The following is a 15,986-nucleotide window of genomic DNA, read 5'->3' on the forward strand; positions in this document are numbered from 1 at the left end:
CCTCCTGTCGCTCTCCGGCACCCCCCTTGTGGGGGGAACCGGCAGCCCCGATGATAGCCGCGATGCTGGCCCGGACCTTTCTCAGCCTCGTCGAGAAGGTCACCGAGGACCTGGACATCGAGATGCTCCGGGCCGAGGTGCAGTCGTTCTCGGCGAAGCACGCGGACCTCACGACCCGCGAGAAGGGTGAGCGGCTCGTCGCGGTCGCCGCCCGCCGCGCGGCAGCCCTCGGCGCCGTCGCGAGCCTGCCGCCGGGGTGGCTCGCGCTCGCGACCGTCGCGCCCGAGCTCTCGGCGGTCCTCGTCCTCCAGAGCCGGCTCATCGTGTCGCTCCACCTTCTGTACGGCGGCCCCATGACGCCGGAGGAGCGGGCGCTCGAGGTGCTCGCCGGGCTCGCGGCGGGGGCCGGGATGAGCGTCGGGCGGCGCCTGACGACGCGCGCCGCCGAGGAGGTCGCCGCGCGCCTCGTCGTGCGCCTCGCCGGACGCGAGATCGCCCACGTCGTCCCCGTGCTCGGCGCCCTTGCGGGCGCGGGCCTCAACTACGCGGCCGTGCGCGCCGTCGGGCGGGCGGCGCTCGCGCGCATCGAGAGGCTGGTTGGTCCGCCCGAGATTCCGGGGAAGGGCGCCGTGCTCGACGTCTCCGGGCGCGTCGCGTAAGCGACGCAGGTTCCGGCCCGTGTTAAATTCCCGCTTCACGGGCCGATCGTTGAGAATGATTCTCCCCGGGGGCGGGGCCGTGTATCTTCGGAGGATCTCGATGCGGAAGGTGGTCTACCGGTCCATTCGCGGCGCGGCCAACACCGCCTGGAACGTGTTCCAGGCCGTGAACCGCCGCGTGCCCGCGCGTTCCTTCCAGCCCTCCTGGTCGCCCGAGCCGCTCCCGAAGAGCCACCAGCGCACGAAGCCGCCGCTCGGCTTCCCGCGCCGCACGGACTCCCTCTGCCCGACCTGCACCCGCGAGGTCCGCGACGCGATCGTGGGCGGCACGCGCGAGCTCTCCGAGCTCGTCGACGGGCGCCCCGGCGAGATCCCGGCCGACATCGTCCAGCGCGGCAACGAGATCTGGATGGTCAAGACGTGCCCGAAGCACGGCACGTTCGAGGACCTCATGGCGAGCGACGCGCGCTTCTTCGCGCGCCTCGAGGAGAACTTCTTCGGCCGCGACGTGAAGATCGCGAAGGACAAGCTCCACGATCACGGCTCCTCCTCCATGCGCTACGGCCGCGGCGCGGTCCTCACGGTGGACCTCACGAACCGCTGCAACATGATGTGCAACCCGTGCTTCATGGACGCCAACCAGGTCGGCTACGTCCACGAGCTCGGGTGGGACGACGTCAAGGAGATCCTCGACAACGCCGTCTCGATCAAGCCGCAGCGCCAGATGTCCGTGCAGTTCTCGGGCGGCGAGCCCACGATCTCGCCGTTCTTCATCGAGGCCACGCGCTACGCGCGCGAGATCGGCTACTTCTCGGTCCAGTGCGCGACGAACGGCATCCGCTTCGCGCAGGAGCCGGAATTCGCGAAGGCCGCGTACGACGCGGGCCTCCGGCTCGCCTACCTTCAGTTCGACGGCGTCGGGAACGAGCCGAACGCGCACCGCGGCGTCGGAAACCTGTACGACGTGAAGCTGCGGGCGCTCGACAACCTCCACGCGGCGGGGATCGACGTCACGCTCGTCACGACGATCGTGAACGGCCTCAACAACGACCAGGTCGGCCCGACCCTGAAGTTCGCGATCGAGAACATCGACAAGATCAACGCGCTCTCTTTCCAGCCCGTGTCCTTCACGGGCCGCGACGAGGAGATCGACGACGAGACGCGGAAGAGCCAGCGCTATACGCTCGCCCACCTCGCGCACGACGTGAAGGACCAGGCCGGCATCGGCGAGCCCATGCGCGACTGGTTCCCGCTGTCGGCCTCGGGCCCGTTCTCCGACCTGAAGGACCTCCTCGGCGGCCTCGAGGCGCAGTGGGGCTCGCTCAAGTGCGGCTGCCACCCGAACTGCGGAATCGCGACGATGATGCTCGTCCGCCCGGACACGGGCCAGGCCGTCCCGTTGACGCAGATCCTCGACGCGGATCGCCTCCTCAGGGATCTGACGGTCATCACGGACGCCGCGCGCGGGAGGTTCCTGACGGTCCTCCAGACGGCGCTCGCGCTCGCGCGCAACATCCGCCCCGACGGCGTCCCGGAAAACCTCGGCATCTGGGAGACGCTCAAGGTCATGGACGGCCACACGGGCAAGGGCATGGGGATCGCGACGCAGGGCCGCTATCCGTGGCGCGTCCTCCTCGTGGCCGGGATGTGGTTCCAGGACCTCTTCAACTACGACTTCCGGCGCACGGAGATGTGCATCATCCCGTACGGAACGCAGCTCGGCGAGATCTCCTTCTGCGCCTACAACACGGGCGCGGGCTGGAGGAAGATCGTCGAGGAGATGCACCAGAGCGCGACGCTCTCCGAGTGGTACAGGGACAAGGGCCGCCACCCCGTGTACGCGCACGGCAAGCGCGTCCCGCTGCCGGCGTTCAACCCGGGCGCGCGCCCGTCCACGCTGCCGGTCTTCGAGCCCGCCGCCGCGCGCACGGGCGAGCTTCCGGCTGCCGCGATGCTTCCGAGCTTCGGCGCCGCCTCCGGGAAGTAGCACCCGGCTCAGGGCACGCGGAGAGCCGCCTCCGCGAGCGAGACGAGGCCTGCACCCGCCTCGTCCGGCTGCTCGAGAGGAGCCATGTGGCCGGCGCCCGGCACGGTCAGGAGCCTCACCCACGGCGCGCGCGCCGCGACGGCCGTCATGGCCTCGGAATCGGCGGGCGGGGCAATTGCGTCCTCCTCGCCCACGCCGACGAGAAGAGGACGGTCCCAGGCGGAGAGGATCTCGAAGCCCTCGTCGCGCACGGCGAGGCCGGCGAGGTCGGCCATGGCCGTTTCGGGCGGCGTCGCGAGGACCATCCGCTTCACGAGATCCTCGGCCGGCGTCCCCTTCGAGCCGCGGGCGAGGAGCTTCGGGAGCATCGCGGTGAGCGCCGCCTCGATGCCGTCCTTGCGGATGGCCTCGATGGCCGCCTTCCGGCCCGCGCGTCCCGCGTCGTCGTCGGCGGAGGCTTTCGTGTCGAAGAGGGCGAGGCCCTTGAGGCGGCCGCGCAGGCGCGCGCCGTGCCGCTTGAGGAGCTCGAAGCAGACGTAGCCCCCCATCGAGAAGCCGGCCAGGAGGAAGGGCGCGCCGGCCGGGAGCGCGGCTTCGAGGTCGCGCGCGACGTCGTCCGCGAGGAGCGACATTGCGTGGAGCGGCGCCGCGAGGTGGGGCGAACGCCCGCGTCCGCGCAGGTCCGGGGCGAAGACGGAGGTGATCGGGCCCAGCTTGCCGGCGGCGGCCCGCTCGGCGAGCGGGTCCCACATGCGGTGGTCGAGGGGATAACCGTGGAGCGCGACGAGATGCATGGCGGCCATCTTAGCGGCCGGGCGCGGGCACGACCCGCCACTCGAGGTCGCCGGCGCTTCCGGCCGGCCGCGTCTTCTCCTTCACGAAGGTGTAGACGGCCGTCTCGCGGATGCGTTCCGCGTCGGCGATCGGCTCCCGGAAGAGAATCGGCAGGCCCGGGCTCGCGGCGAGAGCGTCCACGAGCCGTTCGTCGCCGCGGTCGCGCCGGAGGCAGTACCAGAAGGACGGGTTCACGTAGAAGCCGCCGGGCGCGCTCGTGCCGGTGAGGGGGTAGAGGTTCTGCGGCGCCCCGTGGACGAGGAGCGTCCCTCCGGCGGGAACGCGCGCCCGCACGTGCGCCGCGGCGGCCCGGGTCGCAGAGTCGTTCCAGTGGAAGACGGGCCCGCCGATCCGGTCGAGGAGCAACGGCCCCGCGCCGAGCGCGGCGACGCCGAGGAGGACGGCGAAGGCGGCGGTGCCGCCGGCGGCCGCGAGAAGGCGCGGGGGCCGGCTCCGGCTTCTCCGGAGCCGCCGGAAGACGACGGGCAGGACGAGGGCGGTCCGCCCGGCCGCGAGCGCGCCGAGCCCCGTCAGGGCGGCGAGGTGGAGCAGGCCGGGGCGCGGCCAGGCCATCCCGGCTGCGCCGAGCGCAACCGCGATGAGCGGCGAGCTCGGCGAGCGCAAGCGGCGCGCCGGCAGCGCGGCGGCAGAGAGGCCGAGCGCGGCGAACGGCACGAAGAGCACCAGCGCCTCGTGCACGTCCGCCCCGGTGAGCCCGACGGCGATCTCCCGCGACATCCCGGAGAAGACGGGGTAGATCAGCGTCCAGTCGAGGTGCCTGGTCGTGCGGAACGCGAGGGCCCACGAGAGCGCGAACCCGAAGTAGGGAAGGGCTGCCGTTCCCGCGAAGAGGGGTGCGGCGCGCCTTCGGCCGCGGAAAGCGACCCACAGGAACGCGGCGAGCGCCGCCCACGCGGAGGTCTGCTTGACGAGGATCCCGGCGCCGAAGACGAGGCCCGCGGCCGCGACGTCGCGGAGCGCTCCGGTGCGGCGGTGGCGCTCCAGGAGGAGGACGCCCCCGAGAAGGAGAGGCGCGAGGAACGGCTCGGGCCAGATCGCGGGGCCCTCCGTGTAGACGGTGAGGAGCGCGAGGACGGGGATGCCGACCGCGAGGGCGGTGAACGAGCCCGATCGCGCGCGCCGGTGCGGGCGCGTGCCGAGAACGACGAGGGCGCCCGACGCCGCGAGCGAGAGGGCCGGGATCGCGCGCAGGACGTCCGCGGTGAAGCCGAACAGGGCGCCGGCGGCGGCCGTCAGGAGGATCAGGAGAGGCGTGTGCGGGAAGAGGATCCCGTCGTACAGCTTGACGCCGCGGGTCACGAACCAGGCGGGCGTGACGATCTCCGGCCAGGCCGTGACCGATACGGCAAACGGGATCGCGCCCGCGAGAAGGGCCGCAAGCGCGGCGATCGGGGCGGCCTCGCGCGCCCTTCTCACCCGGGCCGGTAGGTCACGCTGTTTCGCGGGCCTTCCCAGACCGTGACCTCTTCGAGCCGCGCGCCGTCCCCGAGGAGGGCGGCCTTCCCGATCTCGTCCGCGACCCAGAGCGCGACGTTTTCGGCGCTCGCGTTCTTCCGGTCGAACGGCGGCACGGTGTTGAGGTCGCGGTTGTGGAGGCGCGAGGCGAGCTCCTTCACGAACGCCTCGGTCGGCACGAAGTCGACCGAGAGGTCGTACGGGCCGAGGCGGTCGACCGAGAGCGCGACCTCGATCTTCCAGGAGTGGCCGTGGACGGGCTCGGGGCCGCCGGCGTAGTCCACGAGGTGGTGCGCGGCCTCGAAGGTCGCGTGGCAGCGGACGGTCCAGCGCATGGCCGTCAGTCTACGACGCGTGGAACGGCCGCGCTCAGACGGTCTCGAGGTAGGTGTGCACCACGCCGACCGTGCCGGAGCCCTCGCCGACCGCCGCCGCGACGCGCTTGCTGGAGCCGGCGCGCACGTCTCCGGCCGCGAAGATTCCCGGGACGCTGGTCTCGAAGGGGAAGGGATCGCGATCGAGCGTCCAGGCGCGGGGCCGGCCGCCCGCGGCGGACAGGTCACGGCCGGTCACCACGTAGCCCTTCTCGTCGAGCTCGATGAGGCCGGCGAGCATCTCGGTGCGGGGCCTCGCGCCGATGAAGATGAACATCGCCGCCGCGTCGAGCCCGCGCTCCTGTCCCCCGGGGGCGTGGCGGACGACGACCTTCTCGAGGCGCCCGATGCCGCTGACCGCGGCGACCTCGGCGCCCGTCACGACCTCGATGTTAGGCGTCGCCACGATCCGGTCGATCAGGTACCGCGACATCGAGTCGGCGAGGGACGTCCCGCGGACGAGCATCGTGACGCGACGCGCGTAGCGCGAGAAGAAGAGGGCGCCTTGGCCGGCCGAGTTCCCCGCGCCCACGATGTAGACGTCCTGGGCGCGGTACGTCGCGGCTTCGGTCATGGCCGCGCCGTAGTAGACACCGATGCCCAGGAGAGGTTCGACGCCGGGAACTTCCAGCATTCGCACGGACACGCCCGTCGCCAGGACGACCGCCTTGCAGCTCAGGTCGGTCCCGTCGGCCAGCCGGACCACGCGGTACGGGTCCTCGCGGCGCACGGCGACCGCCTCCTGCGCGATCACTTCGGCGCCGAAGCGGCGAGCCTGGGTGGCGGCGCGGCGGGCGAGATCGGCCCCGGAGATCCCCGACGGGAACCCGAGGTAGTTCTCGATCCTCGAGCTCGTGCCGGCCTGGCCGCCGGGCGCGCTCTCTTCGACGAGCACCGTGCGGAGCCCCTCCGAGGCGGCGTAGACCGCCGCGGCCAGTCCCGCCGGCCCGCCGCCGACGATCGCGAGGTCGTAGAACGGCAGGAGCGCGCGCGTCTGCATCCCGACTTTCTCGGCGAGCTGCTGGTTCGTCGGGGCCACGAGGCGGGTGCCGTCCGGAAAGAAGACGACGGGCAGACGCGTCGCGTCGCCGGCCGAGCGGATCAGCTCCCGCGTCGGCTCGTCCTGGTCGACGTCGATCCACTGGTAGGGAACGTGATTGCTCGACAGGAACTCTTTCACGGCGAAGCTGCGGGGCGACGACCGCGCGCCGGCGACCCGGATGCCTTCGTACGGGAGTCGCACGTGCGACATCCAGTCCGACAGGAGATCGTCGAGGACCGGGTAGAGGCGCTCGGCGGGAGGATCCCAGGGCTTCAACAGGTAATGATCCAGCCCGACGTCGTTGATGCCCGAGATGGCCGCCTGGGTGTCGGCGTACGCCGTGAGGAGGACCCGGCGCGACTCGGGGTGAAGCTTGATCGCCTCGCGCAGCAGCTCCGTGCCCGACATTCCGGGCATCCGCTCGTCGACGAGGAAGAGCGCGACGGGCGTGCCGCGCTCCTTGAGCTGCCGTGCCGCGTCGAGCGCCTCGCTTCCGGATCCCGCCTTCAGGACGCGGTAGTCGTTCCGGTAGTGCTGCTTGAGGTCGCGCTCGATGGCGCCGAGCACCTCGGGGTCGTCGTCGACCGTCAGAATCACCGGTTTGGCCATCCGTCAGCCCTTTCCCGCGTCGAGAGGCAGCGTCACGCGAAACTCGGTGCGCCCGGGGCGGGAGTCGGCCTCGATCTCTCCCTGGTGCTTGTGGACGATGCGCCGCGCGATGTCGAGGCCGAGGCCGGTGCCCTGGCCGACCGGCTTCGTCGTGAAGAACGGGTCGAAAATGCGCTCCCGGATCTCCGGAGGCAATCCGGGTCCGTCGTCGACGACGCGCACGACGACGGACGGTCCCTGGCGCGCCGCGGAGACGTCGACGCGGCCGCGGGCCGCGTCCAGCGCGTTGTCGACGAGGTTCGCCCACACCTGGTTGAGCTCGCCCCCGAATCCCGGGATGCGCGGAAGATCGGCCGGGGCGTCGAGGCTCACGCTCACGGATTTCCCCCGCGCCTTCGCGTTCAGCACGGCGAGCGTGTCGGCCAGCCCCTGGCGGACGTCCACCGGCTTGGGCATCGTGGCCTGGTCCATGTACGTGAAGCCCTTCACCGCCGCGACGAGGTTGTGGATCTTGGTCGCGGACGCCTCGATCTCGGACGCCAGCCGGTACGTCGCGCAGCCGGCGATGAGCCAGGGAAGGGTCGCCCGGAGGGCCGCGCGGTCGAGCGCGCCGGCGAGCTCGTCGAGGGACTCGAGCGTGACCGCGGATTCCGCCAGCGCTTCGGCGGCGGTGACGTCGGCGCCGTGGCGGCCGAGCCACTCGGCGAGGGCGTCCTCGCGGTCGGCCTGCTCGATGGGGGAGCGCCCGAACGTCGTGCCGGCGGCCAGCATGCAGAGTCCGCGCGCGCGCTCCACCGCGGCCTGCCGGGCCTCGGACAATCCCGCGGCGCCCAGCGCGCGCGACGCCGACTCGAGCTCTGCGAGCCCGCTTCGGAGCCCCTTGGCGCTCCGGGCGACCGCCGAGGCCGGGTTGTTCAGCTCGTGCGCGAGCCCCGCCGCCAGCTTGCCGAGGGAGGACATCTTTTCTTCGTGGAGGTCGCTCGACGTGAAAACGCGCGTGCGGTCGAGCATGGCGTGCACGAAGATCGCGGTGAGCTCGTAGCATTCGCGGATCAGCGCGGGGATCTCGTGGCGCGGGATCACGAAGATCTCGGTCGGTTCCTCGGCCTTCACGTCGCCCGGCGACCCGACGAGGCGCGAGTACGGCAGGACGCCGCTCACGTCGCCGGCGCGCCACTCCATGGCCTTGTGGGGCCCGGCGCCGCGGTCGATGTGAATCGTGAGGTGGCCCGAGAGGATGATGTAGAGGCCCATCACCTGGCTGCCCTTCGTCGCGAGGAGGCCTCCGGTCTCCAGCCTCACGAGGTGGCCGCGGGCGGCGAGCCAGGCGAGCTGGTCGGGCGGCGCGCTGGCGAGCAGCCGATGCGCGGACAGGCGATCCTGAATCGAACTCTCCATGCGAAGCGTCTAGGCGCCGAGGACGGTCTCGAGGCGCGTCACGCGCACGGCGTGCTGGCCCTCGGGCGGGACGCCGTATTCCTTCTCGAGGAACTTCTTCGGCGTCGTGGCGGTCGCGCCCATGAGCGAGAGGCGCTCCTCGCGCGTCTCGCCGTTCGGAAGCGTGAACGAATAGACGGCCTCCGTCGCGGCGCGCCCGAGGGACTTGGCGCCCTTCGGGAGCTCGATGGAGGACGTGATCACGAGACCCGGGGGGAGGCGGTCGTTCACGGCGGAGACGTGGGCGTCCGTGAGCGCGTCGAGGACGTCCACGTCGAAGAGCTCGTGCCTCGACTCGTGTCCGAGCGGCAGGGCGGGGCCCATCGACAGGCGCAGGTGCGGGTTGTAGCCCTCCGTGTAGCGCACGGGCGCGCCCGAGGCGCGCAGCGCGCGCTCGAGGACGTCCATCGTGTTGCGGTGCGAGAGGTACCGCGCGTCCCCGAGCTTCTCGAACGAGAGCCGGTACGTCCGCGCCGTGAGGGGCACGGCAGCGGCGACACCGCTCGCGGGCGAGCGGCGCTCGCGCAACGGCAGCAGGTCCGGCTCAGCCTTCATCCGGTACGCGGCGCCCTTGGCTTTCTCGGTGTAGGCCGAAGGGAGGGGGAAGGCCGCCGCGCCGGGCAAAGCCGGTGCGCCGCCCAAGCCCCTATTACCTTCTAAGAAAATCTTCTCTTCTCCGAATCCGAAGCCCGCGGGCAGCGGGTTTGCGAGCACGATGTCCTCGCCGTTGCCCGGGACGCCGCAGGCGTAGCAGTGGCCCCACTTGCAGTCGTCCGTGTGCATCTCCTTCAGAGCCTTTTTCCACTCGACCACGAGGAAAGGCTTGCGGATGGACGCGTCGACGACGTCCCAGGGGAGCGTCTCCTTGAGGTCCTTGTCGCGGAGGTGCCGGGTCTTCGGGACCCCGGCGGCCTCGAGCGCCCCGTTCCAGCGCTCCCAGGAGAAGTGCTCGCTCCATGCGTCGAAGCGTCCGCCGCGCTTCCACACCTCGAGGACCGCACGGCCCATCCGCCGGTCGCCGAGCGAGAGCATCGCCTCGATCTCGGCTTCCTTCGGCTCGTGCCACGTCAACTTCACGCCCTTCACGGAGCGGAAACGGTCCTTCAGGTACGCGAGCTTCCGCGTGAGGTTCTCGACGCCGTCGAACCCAAACCACTGGAACGGCGTGAAACTCTTCGGGATGAAGCAGCCGACCGAGACGTTCACCTGCGGCCGCACGCCGTGCTTGCGGCCCTGGGCGAGGATGTCCCTCACGAGCGTGACGAGCTCGTCGAGGTCCGGGTCGGTCTCCGTCGGGAGGCCGATCATCGTGTAGACCTTGATCATGTCCCAGCCGCGCCCGAAGGCGACGTCGGCGGCCTGGACCATGTCCGCGTTCGTGAACGTCTTGTTGATGACGCGGCGCAGGCGGTCCGAGCCCGTCTCGGGCGCGAACGTGAAGCCCGACTTGCGCACCTCGGAGACGGCGTCCGCGAGCGCCACCGAGAACGCCTCGGCGCGGAGCGACGGCAGCGAGATCGACACCTTCGTCTTCGCGAGCTCGGGCGCGAGGCAGGCGACGAGGGGCTCGATCTGCGAGTAGTCGGCCGAGGAGAGCGAGAGGAGCCCGACCTCGCTCCAGCCCGCTTCGTCGATGAACGCTTTCGTCGCCTTCGCGACGTCCGCGGGGTCCAGCTCGCGCACGGGGCGGTACCAGTAGCCCGCCTGGCAGAACCGGCAGCCCTGCGTGCAGCCGCGCATGATCTCGAGGCCGAGGCGGTCCTGGACGATGTCGACGGACGGCACCATCGGCTTTGCGGGGTAGACGTCGGCCGAGAGCTTCTCGACCCAGACGCGCTTGACCTCCTCGGGGACACCCGCAACGTTCGGGGCGTACGACAGGACCCGGTCGCCTTCATACGACACGTCGTAGAGCGACGGGACGTAGATCCCGGGGCAGGCCGAGAACGCGAGCAGGCGCTCGCGGCGGGGAAGGCCCTTCGTCCGCGCGACGGCCTCGAGGAAGACGGGCAACGCCTCCTCGGCGTCGCCGATCAGGAAGACGTCGAAGAAGTCCGCGAGAGGCTCGGGGTTCGCGGTGCACGGCCCGCCGCCGATCACGACCGGGTCCGCATCGCCGCGCTCGGCCGCGAGGACGGGGATCCCCGCGAGGTCGAGCATGTTCGGGACGTTCGTGTAGTTCATCTCGCTCTGGAGCGAGAGGCCGAAGACGTCGAAGTCGGCCACGGGCGCGAAGGACTCGACCGAGAAGAGCGGCACGTTTTCGCGGCGCAGGACCGCCTCGAAATCGGTCCACGGCGCGTACGTCCGCTCGCAGGCCCAGGCCGCGCGGCGGTTCACGATCTCGTAGAGGATCTTCGTGCCCGTGTGGCTCATTCCGATCTCGTACGCGTCCGGGAAGCCGAGGCAGACCGTGACGTCCATCCTGCCGAGGTCCTTGCGCACGACGTTTCTCTCCAGGCCGAGGTAGCGCCCGGGGCGCTCGACGGCGAGGAGGAACGGCTCGAAGCGGGGGCGGACGGATGCGTAGCGCACGGGGTCTCTCCGGACGGGGCAGTCTAGCGGATCGCTGAGACGACGTCGCGGCGTCGCGCGGCCGCGTCAGGCCGTCTTCAGGCCGATCGGGCAAGACACGCCGGTGCCCCCGATCCCGCAATAGCCGTCGGGGTTCTTCGCGAGGTACCGCTGGTGGTACTCCTCGGCGTAATAGAAGGGCGGAGCGTCGAGGATCTCGGTCGTGATCGCGCCGTAACCGGCTTCGGCGAGCTTCGCCGCGTATGCGGCCTTCGACGCCTCGGCGGCGGCCTTCTGCTCGGCGTCGAACGCGTAGATCCCGGAGCGGTACTGCGTGCCGACGTCGTTGCCCTGGCGCATGCCCTGCGTCGGGTCGTGGCTCTCCCAGAAGATCCGGAGGAGGTCCTCGTACGAGATCCGCTCCGGGTCGAAGGTGACGAGGACGACTTCGGCGTGCCCCGTGAGCCCCGTGCACACTTCGCGGTACGTCGGGTTCCGGGTGTGGCCGGCCGCATAGCCGACTGCGGTCGTGACGACGCCGGGCGTCTGCCAGAACTTCCGTTCGGCGCCCCAGAAGCAGCCGAGGCCGAAGAGCGCGGTCTTCGCGCCGGCGGGAATCGGAGGTGCGAGCGGCTGGCCTGGGAACACGGCCGATGATTCTGCTCCTCGCGCGCGTGAAGGGGAAGATCCCCCTTCGGCAAAACCGAACGTCCCGTTTCCCGGATTGACTCGCCCCGGTGCTCGGCCTAGATTGCCGACCGGAATGGCGCTCGACGAGAAACTCCGCGCGTACCTCCGCGAGCTCGGTGCCGCGCTGAACGAGGCCGTGTCCTCGTCCGACAAGGTGCACGAGATCCTCGCGAAGGTGAAGAGCGAAGGCTACGGCGCGTATCTCTGTCTCGACGCGACGGTCGCGCTCGACAAGCGCGGGCGCCGCTCGTCGGCCGCGCTCCCGTCGATCCGCCGCGGCGGCCTCAACGCGTCGAAGGAAGAGCGGGAAGCGAGCGGCATGGACACGGCCGTCTTCCAGATCAACGTGAAGGACCTCGGGTTCCTGCGCTCCGTCGGAATCGACCCGACGCGCCCGGTCCGCGCACGCCGCAGCCCGCAGGCCGCCGTCACGATCCGGTCGACGGTCGCGAAACGCGGCTGACGTTGCCCCCGCAGGATCTCCTCGGCCTCACCGCTCTCGACCTCGCGCGCGCCGTGCGCGACGTCGCGCCGGAGCCGTACCGCGCCGCCCAGATCGCGAAGTGGATCTACGAGCGCCGGGCGGCCTCCTTCACGGAGATGTCGAACCTCCCGAAGGCGATGCGCGAGGCCCTCGCGCAGGACTTCACGATCGGCCTCCCGAAGGTCGTCGCGAAGACGCCGGCGCCCGACGGCACGGAGAAGTACCTGTTCGAGCTCGTCGACGGCGCGCGGGTCGAGGCCGTCTACATCGTCGAGTCGAAGAAGAAGCCGTCGTGGACGGATCCCGACACGCCCGAGGCCGCCCGCATCACGATCTGTCTCTCGTCGCAGGCGGGCTGCGCCGTGGACTGCGTCTTCTGCGTCACGGGACGCATGGGCGCGGGCCGGAACCTGACGGCAGGGGAGATCGTCGGGCAGTACCTCGTGATCGCGAAGGAGAAGGGTTTCGGGCCGCACGAGGCGAACGTCGTCTTCATGGGGATGGGAGAGCCTCTCCTGAACGTCGGAAACGTCAAGCGGACGCTCGACCTCCTCGAGGAGGAAGTCTCGCCCCGGCGGACGACCGTCTCGACGGCCGGCATCGTGCCCGGCATCGAGTCTCTCGCGACGCGCACGCGCCGGCCGAACCTCGCGGTCTCCCTTTCGGGAGCGGACGACGAGACGCGGTCGAAGCTCATGCCGATCAACCGGACGCACCCGATCGCGGAGCTCTTCGCGGCGCTCAAGCGCTGGCCGCTCGAGCGGGGACGGAAGATCACGTTCGAGTGGGTCCTCATCGCGGGCGTGAACGACCGCCCGGAGGACGCGTCGAAACTCGTCGCCCTCGTCAGGCCACTCCCGTCGAAGGTGAACATCATTCCGCTGAACGAGTCGGAGGAGTGGCTGCCGGGCCTGAAGCGGCCGTCCGACGCAGCCGTGGACGCGTTCGCGCGCGCCGTCGCGGCGGGCGGCGTGCCCGTCACGGTGCGCTGGTCGAAGGGACTGCAGGCGGACGCGGCGTGCGGTCAGCTCAAGGGGCGTGAGACGCCCCGCCGCCCGGCGCCGCCGGCGCCTTGACCGGCGGAGCGGCCGCCGGCGCCGTCGTCCCAAGGTAGCGGTCCGTCCACTCGAGGAGGCGCGTCCGGATGTCCCGCACGTGCTTCGGCTCGGCCGGGCCGTGCGGCTCGCGCGCGTAGGTGACCATCTCGACCGGCACGCCCTGCTTCTTCAGCGCGAGGTAGAGCTCGCGCCCCTGCGCGAGGGGAACGCGCGCGTCCGCTTCGCCGTGGAGGATGAGCGTCGGCGTCTTCGCGTTCTTCACGAACCACATCGGGCTGTGGGCCTTCAGGACGTCGAAGTCGTCCCACGGCAGCGAGGCGAAATAGCTCTCGATGAACTCGGGGATGTCGGCCGTGTAGTAGAAGCTCCAGAGGTCCGTGACCGGCGCGCCGGGTGACGCGAACTTGAAGCGGTCCGTGTGCGTGAGGATCCACGAGGTCATGAAGCCGCCGTAGCTCCAGCCCATGACGCCCATGCGCGCGGGGTCCACGATTCCCTTCGCGACGAGCATGTCGACGCCCGCCATGAGGTCGAGGTAGTCCTTTCCGCCCCAGTCGCGGACGTTCGCCTTCTTGAACCTTTCGCCGTAGCCGGAGCTGCCGCGCGGGTTGACCTGCAGGACCGCGATGCCGCGCGCGACGAACGCGTCGATCGGGTAGATCCGTGAAAACGCCGAGTGGCTGAGCGCGAAGCGGCCGGCGGGTCCGCCGTGGATGTGGAGAATGAACGGAAGCTTCTCGGAGGGGCGGCCGGGCGGCAGGTGAAGGAGGCCTTCGATCGGGAGACCGTCGGGCCCCTTCCACGAGACGACCTCGACCTTCGGACGGAGCGCGCCCGCAACGGACGGATTCGTCGCCGTGAGGCGCCGCGGCGCCGGCTTCTCGTCCGCCGGCGCGAGGACGTTCACCTCGGGCGGCTCCGCCGCGCTCTGGAGGACGAACGCGAGCGTCTTCCCGTCCGCGGCCGCCGAGAACGAACCGAGGACGTGGGCGCCCGCGGTGAGCGCCTTCGGGGCGCCGCCCGCGGCGGGCACGGAGAAAAGCTGCGTCGCGAGCCTCTGCGCGGCCGCGAAGACGATTGCCGACGAATCGGCCGACCACGTGAAGTTCTCGGCCTCGAGGTCGGCGGCGCGCGTGAGGTTGCGCACCGGACCGCCCGCCGCGGGGACGACGCAGATCTCGGTCCGGTGGCCGGGCCAGTCGTTCACGCGCCCGTCGCCGCTGAAGAACGCGACCCACTTTCCGTCCGGTGAGAACGCGGGGTTCGCGTCGGGCCCGGGCCGCCGCACGAGGTCGGTCGCCTTGCCGTTCTCCTTCGCCTCCCAGACGACGAGATCCGAGTTGAACCCGTCCGGCACTTTCGGCGTCGGCGCGACCGTGCCGACCAGCCGCGTCCCGTCCGGCGACCACTCGGCGGACGACACGTGCTCCTTCCCGCCGGAGACGCGGACGACGGCCCTCGTCGTGACGTCCACGATCCAGAGCGCGGCCGGCTTCACGTCGTCCCGGTCGACGACGTTCGCGTCGTCCTTCTCTTCGCGCCTCTTCTTCTCGTCGGCGGCGGGCGGGACTGCGGCCGTGAAGACGATCCGCTTCCCGTCGGGGCTCCACGCGAACGAGGCGACGGGGGAGCCGTGGCTCGTCAGGCGCGAAGCTTCGCCGCCATTCGGGGCAATGAGCCAGATCTGGCGGGTGTCCTTGCCGTCCTTCTCGTCGCCGCGGCGCTCCGAGACGAACGCGATCGTCCTGCCGTCGGGGGAGAAGCGCGGCCGCTCGTCGCGCTTCGGCGAAGCCGTCAGCCTGCGCGAGGCGCCCGTCGCGACGTCCACGAGCCAGACGTCCGTGTCGAGGAGGTTCTCCTTGAAGTCCCAGCCGCCGACGACGTACGCGACGGACTTCCCGTCGGGCGCAATCTGCGCGTCCGCGACCGTCTTCAGGGCGAACAGGTCCGCGGCGGGCGGAGCTTCGGCGAGCGCCAACCCGGAGCAAGCGACGACGAGGGCGGCGGCGGCACGGCGCATGGAGCCTCCTGACGGAAGAGTGTGGCGAAGGGTATCAGGCCGAAAGCCGCACGACGCCCGTGAGGATGCGCCCGGCCCCCGGCCCGTCGCGCCGCCACGACGGCAGGTCCTGCGCCGCGGCGTTGCAGAGGCCGGGCCTGTAAATGCGCGCCGGATCGACGCCGCGGGCGCGGAGAGCGGCCTCGTCGAACGCGGCGACGTCGACAAAGGCCTTCCCGCCCGCTCCAGGCCGGACCGCGCCCCCTGGAGCCGCACCGTACGCGTCGAGGAGCGCCGCGACGACTTCGGGCCCGACCTCGTAACGGTCGCGCGCGATCGACGGCCCGAAGGCGGCGGAAAGGTTCCGCAGGGAAACACCGCGGGCCTCGAGCGCGTCGACCGCCGCGTCGACGACGCGTGCGGCGGTGCCCCGCCACCCCGCGTGGATCGCGGCCATCCAGCCCGTGACGGGATCAGCAAGGACGACCGGCACGCAGTCCGCGGAGGCGACGGCGAGGAGGACGTTTGGCCGACACGCTATGAGGGCGTCGCCGTCCCCGAGGAGAAGATTCCGCCGCTCACGCGGCGGTTCTTCGAAAGTGAGTGTGACGCGGCCGTGGACCTGCGAGGTGCGAATCACTTCGGCATCCGGCGCCCCGAGGCCCTCCGCGAGCGCGCGGCCGGCGAGATCGGGATCGAGGGAACGCGCCGTCAGCGCGCCGCGCGTGAACCCGGCCGCGAACCCCGCAGCACCGGGCAACGACAGCCGCGAAACCGCGCCGCCCGCGGTCGCGCGCCGAACCGATTGCCCTTCCACATGCCC

At 71.2% G+C, this 15,986-nt stretch carries 13 protein-coding genes; 4 read left to right on the forward strand and 9 right to left on the reverse strand.

The genetic code is table 11. The annotated features are described in order from the left end of the window. Positions 1–62 precede the first annotated feature (62 nt). Positions 63–659, forward strand: coding sequence for a hypothetical protein (locus IPL89_04955; protein ID MBK9062527.1), 597 nt, complete (start codon positions 63–65; stop codon positions 657–659). A 100-nt stretch (positions 660–759) separates the two neighbouring features. Further along, the gene (locus tag IPL89_04960; GenBank protein MBK9062528.1) at positions 760–2,646 is read left to right on the forward strand and encodes a radical SAM protein; all 1,887 of its coding nucleotides are present in this window, start codon (positions 760–762) and stop codon (positions 2,644–2,646) included. A gap of 8 nt (positions 2,647–2,654) precedes the next feature. On the opposite strand, the gene IPL89_04965 is transcribed toward IPL89_04960, so the two are convergent. From IPL89_04965 to msrA, 7 genes are all read right to left on the reverse strand, one after another. Continuing rightward, a complete protein-coding gene (locus tag IPL89_04965) occupies positions 2,655–3,440 on the reverse strand; it encodes an alpha/beta fold hydrolase (GenBank protein ID MBK9062529.1) in 786 nt (261 codons plus the stop codon). Positions 3,441–3,450: 10 nt separating this feature from the next. Continuing rightward, positions 3,451–4,917, reverse strand: a complete 1,467-nt coding sequence (locus IPL89_04970) for a glycosyltransferase family 39 protein (GenBank protein ID MBK9062530.1) — start codon at positions 4,915–4,917, stop codon at positions 3,451–3,453. Next, positions 4,914–5,291 carry a 6-carboxytetrahydropterin synthase gene (locus IPL89_04975; GenBank protein ID MBK9062531.1) on the reverse strand — a complete coding sequence of 126 codons (378 nt, stop codon included), beginning with the start codon at positions 5,289–5,291 and terminating at the stop codon, positions 4,914–4,916. The genes IPL89_04970 and IPL89_04975 overlap by 4 nt, the downstream gene beginning before the upstream one ends. Before the next feature lie 34 nt (positions 5,292–5,325). Then, complete coding sequence (locus tag IPL89_04980) at positions 5,326–6,981, reverse strand: FAD-dependent oxidoreductase (GenBank protein ID MBK9062532.1); 1,656 nt, start codon at positions 6,979–6,981, stop codon at positions 5,326–5,328. A gap of 3 nt (positions 6,982–6,984) precedes the next feature. Continuing rightward, positions 6,985–8,379: a hypothetical protein gene (locus IPL89_04985; protein MBK9062533.1), complete on the reverse strand. Its 1,395-nt coding sequence runs from the start codon at positions 8,377–8,379 to the stop codon at positions 6,985–6,987. A gap of 9 nt (positions 8,380–8,388) precedes the next feature. Next, positions 8,389–10,953 (reverse strand): TIGR03960 family B12-binding radical SAM protein, encoded by a 2,565-nt coding sequence (locus IPL89_04990; GenBank protein ID MBK9062534.1) that lies wholly within the window; start codon positions 10,951–10,953, stop codon positions 8,389–8,391. Between the two features lie 66 nt (positions 10,954–11,019). Further along, positions 11,020–11,580: a peptide-methionine (S)-S-oxide reductase MsrA gene (gene msrA, locus IPL89_04995; protein MBK9062535.1), complete on the reverse strand. Its 561-nt coding sequence runs from the start codon at positions 11,578–11,580 to the stop codon at positions 11,020–11,022. A 115-nt stretch (positions 11,581–11,695) separates the two neighbouring features. Here msrA and IPL89_05000 point away from each other — a divergent pair, with 115 nt between their 5' ends. Further along, complete coding sequence (locus IPL89_05000) at positions 11,696–12,085, forward strand: hypothetical protein (GenBank protein ID MBK9062536.1); 390 nt, start codon at positions 11,696–11,698, stop codon at positions 12,083–12,085. Positions 12,086–12,087: 2 nt separating this feature from the next. Beyond that, positions 12,088–13,182 carry a 23S rRNA (adenine(2503)-C(2))-methyltransferase RlmN gene (gene rlmN, locus IPL89_05005; protein ID MBK9062537.1) on the forward strand — a complete coding sequence of 365 codons (1,095 nt, stop codon included), beginning with the start codon at positions 12,088–12,090 and terminating at the stop codon, positions 13,180–13,182. Here the strand turns inward: rlmN and IPL89_05010 are convergent. Together IPL89_05010 and IPL89_05015 are read right to left on the reverse strand one after the other, a co-directional pair. Next, positions 13,136–15,184 carry a S9 family peptidase gene (locus tag IPL89_05010; protein MBK9062538.1) on the reverse strand — a complete coding sequence of 683 codons (2,049 nt, stop codon included), beginning with the start codon at positions 15,182–15,184 and terminating at the stop codon, positions 13,136–13,138. The two genes, rlmN and IPL89_05010, sit on opposite strands and share 47 nt — an antisense overlap. 34 nt (positions 15,185–15,218) lie before the next feature. Then, positions 15,219–15,980 carry a polyphenol oxidase family protein gene (locus IPL89_05015; GenBank protein MBK9062539.1) on the reverse strand — a complete coding sequence of 254 codons (762 nt, stop codon included), beginning with the start codon at positions 15,978–15,980 and terminating at the stop codon, positions 15,219–15,221. Positions 15,981–15,986: the final 6 nt, after the last annotated feature.

Source organism: Acidobacteriota bacterium (assembly GCA_016716715.1).
Lineage (GTDB): Bacteria > Acidobacteriota > Thermoanaerobaculia > UBA5066 > UBA5066 > Fen-183.